At 43.9% G+C, this 13,189-nt stretch carries 11 protein-coding genes; 9 read left to right on the forward strand and 2 right to left on the reverse strand.

What is annotated here, in order from left to right; all coding sequences use genetic code 11:
• Nucleotides 1-13 precede the first annotated feature (13 nt).
• Both IEW05_RS16945 and IEW05_RS16950 read left to right on the forward strand, forming a co-directional pair.
• Nucleotides 14-1,009 (forward strand): zinc-binding dehydrogenase, encoded by a 996-nt coding sequence (locus IEW05_RS16945; RefSeq protein ID WP_188541038.1) that lies wholly within the window; start codon nucleotides 14-16, stop codon nucleotides 1,007-1,009.
• Nucleotides 1,010-1,025: 16 nt separating this feature from the next.
• Nucleotides 1,026-2,096: a LacI family DNA-binding transcriptional regulator gene (locus tag IEW05_RS16950; protein WP_188541039.1), complete on the forward strand. Its 1,071-nt coding sequence runs from the start codon at nucleotides 1,026-1,028 to the stop codon at nucleotides 2,094-2,096.
• 55 nt (nucleotides 2,097-2,151) lie between these two features.
• On the opposite strand, the gene IEW05_RS16955 is transcribed toward IEW05_RS16950, so the two are convergent.
• Together IEW05_RS16955 and IEW05_RS16960 are read right to left on the reverse strand one after the other, a co-directional pair.
• Nucleotides 2,152-4,542: a glycoside hydrolase family 9 protein gene (locus IEW05_RS16955; protein WP_188541040.1), complete on the reverse strand. Its 2,391-nt coding sequence runs from the start codon at nucleotides 4,540-4,542 to the stop codon at nucleotides 2,152-2,154.
• 14 nt (nucleotides 4,543-4,556) lie between these two features.
• Nucleotides 4,557-5,534 (reverse strand): ROK family protein, encoded by a 978-nt coding sequence (locus IEW05_RS16960; RefSeq protein ID WP_188541041.1) that lies wholly within the window; start codon nucleotides 5,532-5,534, stop codon nucleotides 4,557-4,559.
• Nucleotides 5,535-5,956: 422 nt separating this feature from the next.
• Here IEW05_RS16960 and IEW05_RS16965 point away from each other — a divergent pair, with 422 nt between their 5' ends.
• The 7 genes from IEW05_RS16965 to IEW05_RS16995 all read left to right on the forward strand — a co-directional run bounded on the left by IEW05_RS16965 (nucleotide 5,957) and on the right by IEW05_RS16995 (nucleotide 13,184).
• Nucleotides 5,957-6,715, forward strand: coding sequence for a 6-phosphogluconolactonase (locus IEW05_RS16965; protein WP_188541042.1), 759 nt, complete (start codon nucleotides 5,957-5,959; stop codon nucleotides 6,713-6,715).
• Nucleotides 6,712-7,527: a sugar phosphate isomerase/epimerase family protein gene (locus tag IEW05_RS16970; RefSeq protein WP_188541043.1), complete on the forward strand. Its 816-nt coding sequence runs from the start codon at nucleotides 6,712-6,714 to the stop codon at nucleotides 7,525-7,527. The genes IEW05_RS16965 and IEW05_RS16970 overlap by 4 nt, the downstream gene beginning before the upstream one ends.
• A complete protein-coding gene (locus IEW05_RS16975; protein ID WP_188541044.1) occupies nucleotides 7,511-7,918 on the forward strand; it encodes a VOC family protein in 408 nt (135 codons plus the stop codon). Before IEW05_RS16970 ends, IEW05_RS16975 begins: the two co-directional genes overlap by 17 nt.
• A gap of 32 nt (nucleotides 7,919-7,950) precedes the next feature.
• Complete coding sequence (gene nagZ, locus IEW05_RS16980; protein ID WP_188541045.1) at nucleotides 7,951-9,540, forward strand: beta-N-acetylhexosaminidase; 1,590 nt, start codon at nucleotides 7,951-7,953, stop codon at nucleotides 9,538-9,540.
• A gap of 135 nt (nucleotides 9,541-9,675) precedes the next feature.
• A complete protein-coding gene (locus IEW05_RS16985) occupies nucleotides 9,676-10,584 on the forward strand; it encodes an ABC transporter permease (RefSeq protein ID WP_229753533.1) in 909 nt (302 codons plus the stop codon).
• Nucleotides 10,585-10,588: 4 nt separating this feature from the next.
• On the forward strand, nucleotides 10,589-11,479 hold the full coding sequence (locus IEW05_RS16990) for a carbohydrate ABC transporter permease (protein ID WP_373285841.1): 891 nt from the start codon (nucleotides 10,589-10,591) through the stop codon (nucleotides 11,477-11,479).
• Nucleotides 11,480-11,561: 82 nt separating this feature from the next.
• Nucleotides 11,562-13,184, forward strand: coding sequence for an extracellular solute-binding protein (locus IEW05_RS16995; protein ID WP_188541468.1), 1,623 nt, complete (start codon nucleotides 11,562-11,564; stop codon nucleotides 13,182-13,184).
• The last annotated feature ends 5 nt before the right edge of the window (nucleotides 13,185-13,189 follow it).

Below are 13,189 nucleotides of genomic sequence, written 5' to 3' on the forward strand. Positions count from 1 at the left end.
GAAGGTGTTGGATATGGTGAGAAGGGATAATTATTCGGTTCAATTCATAGAGAAGCAACAAGCGGCATTAGTAAAGTGTGATTGGCAGGACTGTCCTCCCTCTGAGCATGAGATCATCGGACGTACATTAGTATCCCTTGTCTCTTCGGGTTCGGAGCGTGGGGCTTATATGGATTACTTTGGTGGGACCACTTATCCTTTGGAAACAGGGTATGCGGCGGTGATGGAGGTGCAGGAAATCGGCGTTGCCGTAACGAATGTGAAGGTAGGAGATATCGTCTTTGCTATGGTGCCGCATCGTGCATACAACCGGGTGAAAGATGACGAAGTTATACATATCCCAACAGGTATGCTTCCGGAGCATGCAGTGATTGGCCGTTTTCCAGCTGTATCGATGACTTCTATGATCCATACAAGGATCCGTCCGACTGAAGTTGTTCTTGTAACGGGATTGGGTGTTGTTGGTCTGATGTGTGCTGAAGTTATGCAGCATTGCGGTTATAAAGTTTATGCGTTTGATCCCAACTTGAGTCGTAGAGAAGTTGCACAATCCTGTGGATTGCGGCATGTATATGGATCTCTTGACGATGTACCTGAAGTAAAAGGAGTTGCTGGTCTAGCAATGGAATGCTCGGGACGGGAAAATGCGGTGTATTCCTTGATCGCAAATTTGAGAAAAGGCGGCGAACTCTATTTAATTGGGGTACCTTGGTTTCGCTCAACGGATACTTTCGCACAAGAGTTGTTATTGAATATTTTCTACGGGTACATTCATGTATATTCTGGTTGGGAATGGTCCCTACCGGATCGTCCCAAGGATTTTGATCCAAATAGCAATTATAATAGTATTAAGACAGCAATGGAATGGATTCGGGATGGTCTCATTAAGGTCGAAGGAATTTACGATATTGTACCACCATCTGAATGTGCAGGGGTATACGAGAGTATATCCAAGGGTACTTTGCAGAAGACATGTGTACTATTCGATTGGAGAGACTTACAGAAATGAGAATGGAGGTATATGAATGGTAACAATTAAAGATGTCGCAGAGAGAGTAGGGGTATCTGTTACCCTGGTTTCTCGCACTCTGAACAATCAAAAAGGAGTTAAACCGGAATCCAGAGCCAAGATCCTTCAAGCTATGCGCGATTTAAATTACGTTCCTAACGAATTGGCGCGTTCTCTTGTGCTCCAAAGAACAAATACGATCGGTATCGTTCTAGACTACCTAAGCTCTCCTTCTGCCAGCAAGCTGATTAAGGGGTTAGAGAAAGGGGTAGATGAGTTTGATAAAGAGGGCGTATACAATATTATTTATTGCAGCGCGAGCGGAGATTTCCAGAAGAAGCAGAGGCATGTTGCATTCCTAACCAAGGGTAGAGCTGACGGGGTCCTAATCTATGGAAGCCTTGTTACGGATGATGAGATTATCATGAAATTATCCCAATCTAATTTTCCAACCACACTGATCGAGAACGATTTGGATTCGGTAAATGCGAATAAAGTCGTTATCGACAATGTAGATGGAGCTTATAGGGCCACACAGTATCTCATAGGTCTAGGACATCGCAGAATTGCCCATGTAACCGGGAATATTAATCTTAAGATTACACTAGAACGACTTAATGGTTACATGAGAGCATTACAGGATGCCCAGATTCCCATTGATCCATCTTTAATTATTTACCCTGATTTTAGCGTCCCTGAAGGTGGAGACACACATGATGTTTGGAGTATTAAAACCTATATAAGATGCGGTTATGAGAGCGGTAATAAGCTGATGGATCACCCGGATCGACCGACAGCAATCTTCTTCGCGACGGATATCTCTGCGTTTGGAGCAATGCAGGCCATTGAGGAGAGAGGGCTCTCCGTACCGGGTGATGTATCCATTTTTGGTTTCGACGATGAGCGTCCCGCTGACTTTGATTTTAATTTTGAGCCTATCAGCACGGTCAGGCAGCCGCTTGAACTTGCTGGATATACAGGGATTAAGCAAGTGATCAGCAGCCTGCAAGACGTGAATGCGCCCAAAGAAAGAGTTGTACTCAAGACAGATCTAATCATTCGCAATAGTTGTAAAGAGAAAGTGTAGTAGACGGATGTAATATGTCTTATGAACGGCTAAGTGGCTTAGCACCCCTGTATCGCTAAATATCCATCGTATATAGATCAGCTATAATCGATAGCCACTTGCCGGCATTCCCCGTCCAGACCTCTTTGTAAGTAGCGTTATTAAATTGAGGCCAATAGGGCTCATCCTCATTACCAAATGTCTGGATGCCTACCGGAATTTCTCCGGTCATTTCACCGCTCATCACCGAATATTGCTGTGCATAACGATAGCCCTCGCCATACATCAGTGATTGACCAAATGGATTTTTACCCACAATCCATTGCAGCTGCCCTTCTGCAATCTCCTTTAATGTACGGTCCTGTAAATATGTAGCGGCTAATGAAGCAGCCTTCCCGGTAGATAAGATAATGGCATTGTTGCCTCTAAAAGAGAACCATACAGGGAACTTACGCAAATAATAGGAATCGTTCAATTTAACGCCGTGTTTCAACTGGTGCTGATAATCTTCTCGTGCACGGTGATCCGTCAGAATATGCTGATAATTAAAGCTCTTTTCATCTAAATTCTCCTCGATATGATATATACCGCTCGATATCATGGGATAAGGCAATGTGTAGGTCGCCAGATCCTTCAAATATTGTCCATAAGCTTGGATGGATTGAAGCCAGCTCTCTGCTCTAGGATGATCATTTTGCGTTTCGTGAACGGCGATAAGGGCAAGCATGTACAAATGCTCTCGGGCTTGATGATTGAAGTGTTGTACGACCTGTTTATTCGGGTGACGGTAGAAGAATCCAGATAATGTGGAGTTATTATCAAGAACAACTCCTTCTAACTCTTGGCAATCTTGCACGTATGCGATGAATTCTGCGGCTTTGAGGGCGTACCATTCATCCTTTGTTATACGGTACAGCATCGATGCTGCCCAAGAAGCCGTGGCCATATATAGACTTTCTGAGGTTTGATACGTATGTTCCCAGAAAATAGGCTTCTGCTCAAAGCCATGCTGTTCAAATTCAGTTATCGCAAATTGGAAATCTTCCTTTGCGATCTGATGCAGACGGTTGGATAGGGCAGGATTGTCTGCCAACTGGCTACTAATGTAGGCCTCGATTCCCGCACAATAGAAATTCTCGTAGGCTTGATTGTGAACGCGGGCTTCTGCGTCGTCCATATTGCCGATTCGTCCATCAGTCCAGCGAGTAATACCGGCGCTTGTCGCTCGGAATCCATCGCCGAAACGTGTCTTCAGCATGAAATCCAATCCCCATTCTCCTTCTTCCAATAGCCGGAGATAAAGGTTCTTGTCTATTAGCTTAACCTTCTCCGCCATCTCAAAGAGCGAGAGGGTTACTTCGGCTGTTTGAATTAGCTGTTGCGATACATCTCCAGCATCATGCCAACCCCCATTGAAGGACAAGATTGTACCCTCATGTTGTGCGACAATGTCAGCGTGACAGCTACCGTGAATACCCGGCACGGGATAACCACATCGTTCACAGAAAATGAAGTTCAATGATTTCCATATGGATGCGTGCCAAATATCCTCTGAACTCCCAATTGTAAAAGGATCCGAAGTTAACGCACCTACCTGCAAATAATAGCGACCTTCTTGATCAAATTTGGAGAAATCCATGATATGAAATTTACCGAGGTCAGTCTCCATTTGATCTATATCACCGGTGTAAGCAATCTCATTTGTTTCGGCATGCTTCACTTGAAAGCGCTCGGCAGGCAATTGAGACGCAAAGGCTGTTTTGATGCCAGATAGGCTATACCCGCTGTGGGAATAGATAATATCATTTGGCTTAGGAAGCCATCCCTTCGAGATCTCATACTCCTCTACCTTCTCAAGCTTCACCTTCCGTAGTCGTAGCTCAAGCTCATCTCCTGTGGTTCGTTCCTTACCAACCAAGTAGTAGCCGATGGACAGCTCAGTGATCGCATCCCTAGGCAAGCCTTGAATTTCTAAGTGTACGGTATTCCACTCGTGGTTCTTCAGATTGATACCATGATATCCTTCACGGTGGTAGATGTCTGGAACCTGAATGACTCCTTGATTTTTGAACCTCAGCATGATGTATGCGTTAGGAACACCAGTGAAGTTAGGGAATACCTCAAGTGTGATACGGTTGAAATTTTCCCAATTTTCACGGGCAAAACGCTTCACCAAATTTGCTGTTCCAAAGTTTACGTAATCTCCGTCTTCCGGGGCGCCTTCAGGCCAGTTTGGCATAAGAGAAGGGGAGCTCAACTGAAGCTCCTGGCTAGGTAGCATGCGTAAGTCACAGACCCCTTGCCTAGTCCAATCGGAATGATTGAAATGCTCGGAGTCGAACAGACATTTCTCTTCCAACACGGTATGGTTGTTCTGCTTACTCTCAAGCGAGTGTTCTTCGTTCAGCTCCAACGGCCGATGAATATATCCCGATTGTTTAATCGCCTCTATGAATTTGCTGTTCATAACCTAGCAGCTCCTTATCGTTGTGATTTTGATTTACTTGCTTCTAAACCGGCCAATGCAGCACCAATAAGTCCACTTTCGGTAGGTGAATGCTTTGGAAATACAAGACCATTGGTCACAAATCGCATTGTCCGCGGGTTCAAATAGTGTTTAATTCTATTCAAAAAATACATATTATTCGTGACTCCGCCACCAAGGATAATCGTATCTGGATCGCTGACCCGTACAAGATTCATAATCGTTGAAGCGAGTGCTTGAGCAGCTTCCTCACTAACCCTCACACAGAGCTCATCACCGGACTCAGCTGCTTCAAATATGGAATCGGCAGATACACGCTTACCTTCTTCAATGATTAAGGAAGTAGGGTAGTAATCGTGCTGCAAGGCAATGATTCGCTCATGTAGGCCTAGACCTGATGCTAGTCGTTCTACGCATCCTTTTCTACCGCATCCACATAACACATCGCTATCCATAGCCACGACCATATGTCCAATTTCGCCAGCATTGAAATGAGAGCCTGTGATGTATTCCTTGTTAACGACGAAGCCGGCTGCAATTCCTGTACCAACATTTAAATATAAAAAATTATGGGATGAGGCCCCCCAGCCGAAGGTTAGTTCAGACTTTGTTGCGCAGGCTACGTCATTATCAATTCCACAAGGTAAACTAAATGCTTGCTCAATAATTTGCTTGACAGCCGTGTCATGTGATTTACCAGGCTCGATTTCAAGCCAAACTCCACGTTCATGATCAACTCGCCCAACAAGACCTATACCTATGGCTATTTGCTCTTTGGCTATGAAGGGTACGGTCTCCTTATAATCGTGAATTGCTCGAATAATATGCTCTAGTGCAATCGCTTGTGTAGTTGTATCGCTCGGATAGGACTTGGAGTTTAATACCTCTCCATCTGGTGTAACCTCTCCTAGCAGTATTTTGGTTCCGCCTAGATCAATTGCAAGAATGGATGTGGGAATCTTCTCGCTGTCCATTAGAAAACATCTCCTGACTACTTGGTAACTTTACCATTTTATGAATGTGTAACGTTTTCGAAACAAGGTTATCAAACAAGAAAATCGCTGTCAACTAAACAAAATAGATTAAAAGCATGATTTGACTACATTTATCCCATCCAAAACAATTAAAATCCAGCTGTATAGCCGAGTTTGGGCGTTATAGATAGAACTTTTCGATGAAAAATCAATCTATTTTTGATGAACAAAGTGTGAAAATTTGTATTGAAAACGTTGACAGGGTAATAATTACCTGATATTTTATGTGTAACGTTACACAACAGATTGATTGAAAGTCCATTATTCGGGATTGTTACATGCTCTTGATCCTTGAACTGGAACGTCACAGTGCAATGGAAGAATAGTGGGAAAATCTGAGTATAGACTCTGGGGGGGCAACTATGAAAATTACAATTATGCCAGACGAACAGAAATTTGATATTACAGCAGCATGGAGAATCATTGCACAAATCATGCAAAAGCCTGACTCCGTCATTGGATTATCTACAGGCCAGACAACGGGCGGGATGCATCGGATCGTGTCAGACATTTATAAGGAATATCCATTTGATGTATCAAAGGTAACCTTCTTTAACGTTGATGAATTAACCAATTTGGAAAGAGAGTACTCAGGAAGTTGCTATACCATGATTTACGATCAGTTAGTCAAGCATCTGGGTATTTCCGAAGACAACTTTATCATGCCACCAACATTATCAGATGATTTTGATAGAGAAGCACTGATTTTTGAAGAGAAACTAGCTAGTCGTGGGGGAGCAGATTTACAGATGCTCGGAATCGGAATGAATGGGCATATCGGTATTAATCAGCCTGGCACCCCGTTCGAAAGCGAGACTTGGGTATCCCCGATGGATCCTGACTTTGAAGCCCGCGTTCGTCGGGAAACGAATGTACCAGACAGCTTGGAGTTAGGCGGACTAACACGCGGAATTAAAAATATAATGCATACTCGTAAAATCGTCTTGGTTGCCAAAGGTGCACACAAAGCGAAGATTATCGGACAAGCATTACTTGGACCTGTTACGACGGACATCCCAGCTTCCATCATTCAACTTCATCCGAATTGTGAAGTGCTTATGGATGCCGAAGCAGCAGCTTACGTCAAGCACATGGTGCCAGACTTGGAAGATATCTCATGAGGTCCTTATCCGTCGCGCTAGGATTGTATTCTGTCTATCGGGAACTGCAGGCCAATATTGAGCAAACCCTTGCTCGTGTAAAGGAGCTTGGATACGAAGGTGTTGAGTTCTACGGTAAGTTTGAACATGCTCCAGAAGTGATTCGAACGCTTTTGGAGCGAAATGGCCTTGTGAATTGTGGATGGCATACCGAGTGGGCGTTATTGCAACCGGATACACTGACAGCTACGGTTGAATACCACAAGCTTGCGGGTACCCGAAATGTGATCATTCCGGCACTCGGTGGTCCTTGGGAAATTGCCCATACCCGTGAAGAGGACAGTCCGGAGGTTTGGATACAACACGCACAAAAGATGAACGAAATCAGTGATCAATTACAACAACATGGAATGAGGCTCGGGTATCACACGCATGCACACGAATTCGAGATTCAATATACGGATGGAACCACGCCGTGGGATCTGTTGTGCAAACATCTGAACCATGATGTCATCCTTGAACTTGATACGGGTAACTGCTTGGAAGCGGGTGTCGATCCTGAGCGAGTGCTTGCAGCCATTCCAGGGCGGCCACTGCTTGTGCATGGTAAACCATATTCTCACCGCTCGGGATTGGAGAGCTATATCGGCGCGGAAGATGATGATAATCATTGGCCGGAAATTTTGCAGCAATGTCAGATTGCTGGAACGGAGTGGCTCATTGTAGAACATGAGTCTGAGGCAGCATTTCCGGGATTCAAAGGCGCGGAACGCTCCTTGTATGGTATCCAGGCGGTACTGGAGGGTCAATCGCGAGATGTATACGACAAATAAGCGCATAGGCATTCATCACGTTTGCTTGAAAACCTGCGACTTGGCTCGAACTGTCGCTTTTTATATTGAAGGTCTGGGAGCTAGGTTCGTGGTCGAGTGGGGGACGGATGAAGGGAACGACCATGCAGTATTGGTTGATTTGGGTGACGGAGATTTTATAGAAATTTTCCAATCTAATGAATCTTTCTCTGCGGGTAAATGGCAACACGTGGCCGTTCGGACAGACGATATTGAGTCCTCATTAGTTAAGGCAGAAGCGGCAGGAGGAATTCGTAAGGGGCAACCACTGGATGCTGATATTCCGGCTCATTCTGGGGAAATCGTACGGATGCGCTTTTGTTTTCTAGAGGCTCCGTGCGGAGAGATGATTGAATTTATACAAGATCGGTAATGTGCCGGTAATCAAGGAGGATTTGTTCCCTAATGACTAGAGATCAATTGAAGAACATGAGTATAGAGCAAAAAGTCGGTCAATTGTTCATGTGTGGGTTTGATGATACGAAGCCCAATGATTCAATTCTACACCTGATTAACGAATACCATATCGGCGGCGTCAATTATTTCCGTCGTAATGCCAAATCACCAGAACAAGTAGCTGCTTTATCCGCAGAGCTTCAGCAGGTATCTGATATTCCGCTTCTTATTTCTATCGACCAAGAAGGTGGTATGGTAGCGGGAATTGAAACAGGCGTAACGCTCATGCCAGGTAATATGGCGATCGGCGCGACAAGAGATGTTGAAGCGGCTCATACAGCAGCGTTCATTGCAGGAAGAGAACTGCGGGCCATGGGCATCAATATGGACTTTGCCCCTTGCCTTGATGTTAACAATAACCCGGATAATCCCGTCATCGGCGTTCGCTCCTACGGAGAGAGTCCGAATCTAGTTGCTACCATGGGCTGCGCTGCTATCAAAGGGTATCAAGAAGCTGGTGTTACTGCCACAGTGAAACACTTTCCGGGACATGGGGATACGAATGCTGATTCTCATCATGAGCTACCCCTTGTAGGTCATGATCGTAAACGCTTGCACGAAATAGAATTAGTACCATTTAAACACGCTATTGCGTCTGGAGTAGATGCGTTGATGACGGCACACGTTATCTTTCCCGCTTATGAAGATCAAGATATTCCGGCGACATTATCACATAAGATTCTGACCGGTCTCCTACGGTCGGAGTTAGGATTCGAAGGAGTCATCACGACGGATTGTTTAGAGATGAATGCCATCTCAAAGGGTGTAGGTGTTGGTCTTGGGGCTGTCATGGCTATCGAGGCAGGAGCCGATCTAGTACTGATCAGCCACCAAATCTCCCTTCAAACAGAAGGTATCGAGGCAGTCCTTACTGCTGTCCGCAGCGGAAGAATTAGTGAAGCCCGAATCGATGAGTCGGTGGAACGCTTACTTAAATTGAAAGAGAAAAATGGATTGTTTGAGCGCGACATGTCTAGCAATACATCCATCATTGCGATGGAAGAGTCGTTAGCATTCGCTAGATCGCTAAGCGAAGCCAGCATTACACTGGTGAAAAACGAGGGCAAGTTCCCATTAACTCCTGATGCTAAAACGTATATCGTATGGCCGAATATGCGTCCGGTTTCTGAAACTGCCGAGCCTGAAGGTCAAGAAGTAACACTGGGCAAAATTCTGACAAGTCGGGTGGCTCAGCTCAAAGAACAGGTTATTAGTGTGAACCCAAGTGAAGAAGAAATAGCGAATGTGATATCCGAAAGCTTGGATTACGAGCAGATAGTTATTGCTACCTATAACGCTAGTTTCTCAGCTGGGCAGCAGCGACTGGTACAGGAACTGGCTGAAAGAGAAGATACCTCTCTAATTGTTGCTTCTCTTCGCATCCCATACGATTTAACAGCTTTTCCAAAGGTGAAAACCTATTTGGCCTGCTATGAGAATAAACCGCTCTCGATTCAATCCTTAGCCAAAGCTCTCATGGGAGACATTCCGGCAAGAGGTAAGCTTCCAGTTACCGTAGGATCTTATGGGACCGAATGAGTGAATGACTTTTTTACACCTTATGCTCTTTGTACACCAAAACTAGAAGTTAAGAAAATACTTGGAGGATGCCAAATGGATGGAGAAACAGCAATCCCAGGAATAGAGGCTAATCGACCCGACAGGAAATTAAAGATGAAGAAATTCACAAGAAAGCTAATCAGTCAGCGGTATTTGCAAATGATGGTGCTACTTGGAGTAGCTTGGATGATCGTATTCAACTATATCCCACTGTACGGAATCATCATTGCGTTCAAGGATTTTAACATCATTAAATCGATCTCTGAAGCACCTTGGGTGGGATTAAAGCACTTCAAGGCATTCCTGACCGACGAAAACCTGCTTTATGTCCTTAAAAATACACTGGGTATGAGCTTTTTTAAGCTCATTATAGGTTTTCCGCTACCAATATTGTTCGCACTCTTTCTGAACGAGCTACGAAATGTACGTTTCAAACGATTTGTACAAACCATATCCTATTTACCCCACTTTCTTTCGTGGGTCATTTTAGGTGGGATACTGACAACATGGCTCGCCGATGTCGGAATCATTAACAATATACTCATGGCCTTACATTGGATCGACGAACCGATTAGTTACTTGGCAGAACCATCCTATTTCTGGGGCATCGTCGTTACCTCAGATATTTGGAAAGAACTTGGATGGTCCGCGATTATTTATTTGGCTGCCATTTCTAGCGTTTCACCTGAGTTGTATGAGGCGGCCACCATTGATGGGGCAGGTCGTTTCCAACAAATGTTCCGGGTTACGCTACCAATGATTAAGGGGACTGTTTCAATATTGTTCATTTTGGCAGTTAGCGGTATTTTGAACTCCAATTTCGACCAAGTATTCATTTTGCGAAACCAGCTTAATGAAACCGCAAGTAATGTTATCGACACATATGTGTATCAAACGGGGATTACCCAAGGCCGTTATTCTTATTCAACAGCAGTTGGACTATTTAAATCGATCATTGCCTTTATTCTTTTGCTCTGCGCCAACTTTGTCACGAAGAAGTTAAACGATACGTCATTATTTTAAAAGGATGATTAGAATGCGAGTCAAACGAAATTTAGGAGATGCACTCTTTGATTGGGGCAATGTGATATTAATGTTGTTCATCTGCTTTATCACGCTCTATCCGATTTGGTATGTGTTAATCAATTCGTTTAACGACGGCGTCGACGCTATGAGGGGGGGCATTTACTGGTTACCCAGAGTGTTCAGTCTGGAAAGTTACGAGGCTGTTTTTAAGAATAAGGGTCTGATGACATCGATGGGCGTTACAGTCGCGAAGACCTTAATTGGTACCGTTGTGCATGTATTGTTTACGGCGATGGTTGCCTATGGGATTTCGCGAAAAGATTTAATAGGTCGAAACCTTTACATGCTTATCGGAACGATCACGATGTTTTTTGGTGGAGGGCTGATCCCAACCTACTTGCTAATGCGGGATCTTCATTTATTGGATAACTTTATGGTCTATATTATTCCGGCAATGTTTAGTTTCTTTGATCTTATTATCTTTACCACGTTCTTCCGGGATATTCCTGAGGGTATGGAGGAAGCAGCAAAAATCGATGGAGCCAATGACCTGAAGATTTTTTTCCGCATTGTTCTTCCGGTGTCTATGCCAGTCTTGGCGACCATTGCGATGTTTCATGGGGTCTTTCAGTGGAATGACTACTTCACGGCTGTTATCTACACGAACAACGCGGCTCTGCAACCGATTCAAACTTTCTTGTATCGAATCGTTGCATTATCTGGATCGAATCAGATTGCGTCTGTCGTTCCTGGTAACGTTGTCCGAACAGTGACCTCCCAATCCGTCAAGCTGGCTACAATGGTCATCACGACGGTACCTATCGTTATGGTGTATCCATTCTTGCAGAAGTATTTCGTGAAGGGATTCATGATCGGTTCAATGAAAGGTTAAATTCCACCCGGTTACAGACTTTGTTTTCTTACAAAGATGTATATAAATACACAAATGAAAAGGGGTTTTGAAGTTGAACAAAATGCGCAAAGGTCTGATCGTTGGAATGCTTCTCTGTATGGTATTTGTTTCAGTCGCTTGTTCGTCAACGAAATCGTCTGAGAACGCAGGTCCTTCTGATTCAACTGCAACTGCAGTAGTGGACCCTAATGTACCAGGGTGGAAATCTGATTTGTCACCGATCACGTTTGATTGGTACATAAACTTCTCATGGTTCACTAATAAGTGGGGGGAAGATTACACTTCGAAGTTCATCACTGAAAAAACCGGCGTCAACTTGAATCTGATCGTTCCAGCCGGGAATGAGAACGAGAAGCTCCAAACTATGATTGCCTCCGGTAATTTACCTGATTTCCTCACCTTGGATGTAGGGGATGGTGCAATTCAGAAATTGATCGATGGCGGCTTGGTAGAGTCATGGAATGAGTTAGCCGACAAATACGATCCTTATTTTTTCAAAGCTTCAGATCCAGATAAAGTAAAATGGTTCACACAAGAAGACGGTAACTTCTACGGTTATCCGAATGCCTCTTCATCACCAAATGATTTCAAGAAATATGGTGTGCAATATACATCTAATCAAGCGTTCGTTGTCCGTAAAGATATGTATGAGGCACTTGGTAAGCCGGACATGAGAACACCAGAAGGCTTCCTTAATGCTCTAGTAGCAGCGAAAGAAATGTTTCCAGACGTAGATGGACAACCACTTATTCCGATAAGCTTTCATGAATTCAGCGAAAATGGTAACTACTCGCTTGAGAGCTTTTTGCAGAATTTCTTAGCCATTCCTCAAGAAAAAGATGGTAAGTTATATGACCGCTCTACCGATCCTGAATATCTAAAATGGTTAAAAACATTCCGCAAAGCGAATGAAATGGGATTGTTCGCTAAGGATATCTTCATCGATAAGCGCCCGCAAGTGGACGAGAAGGTTACGCAAGGTCGTTATTTCTCCATGTTATATCAAATTTCAGACATTGGACCGCAAAATGCTGAGATCTATTTGAAAGATCCGAATAAGATTTATATCCCAATTGATGGACCAGCGAACTCTAATTTAGATCAGCCTACGCTTTTAGGTCCGAGTATTAATGGATGGACACTCACTCTGATCTCCAAGAATGTAAAAGATAAAAAAAGAGCTATCGAATTCATGACCTATATGATTAGTGAAGAGGGACAAAAAGATATTGCCTTAGGTGTAGAAGGTATCACCTACGAGCATGTTAATGGTAAAGATCAATTCATAGAGTCTTATTTGAAAGATACTAGCGGCAGCACCAAATATGGGGCACAACAGGCATTTTGGATGCTTATGGATACGAACATGTGGTTAAACTGGGCACCACCGACGATCGAACCTTACTTAACCGCTCAGGAATGGTCGAAGGGCAAAACGTATAACTTCTCAGAATTTTCACAGCTCGATCCAGTAGGTACTTCTGATGAGGGTATTGCAGGGACGAATATAAAGCTGTTGTGGGGCAAGACATTGACGAAGCTACTGCTATCTAAGAGTGATGCTGAGTTTGATGAAATTTATGAGAAATTCCTTAAAGAACGCGATAAATTAGGGTATGACAAAGTCATAGCATATCAGCAAAAGAAATATGAAGAAAATAGAGCAAAACTAAGCATTGAATAGGAGTA

This window comes from Paenibacillus segetis, from assembly GCF_014639155.1.
Classification (GTDB): domain Bacteria; phylum Bacillota; class Bacilli; order Paenibacillales; family Paenibacillaceae; genus Fontibacillus; species Fontibacillus segetis.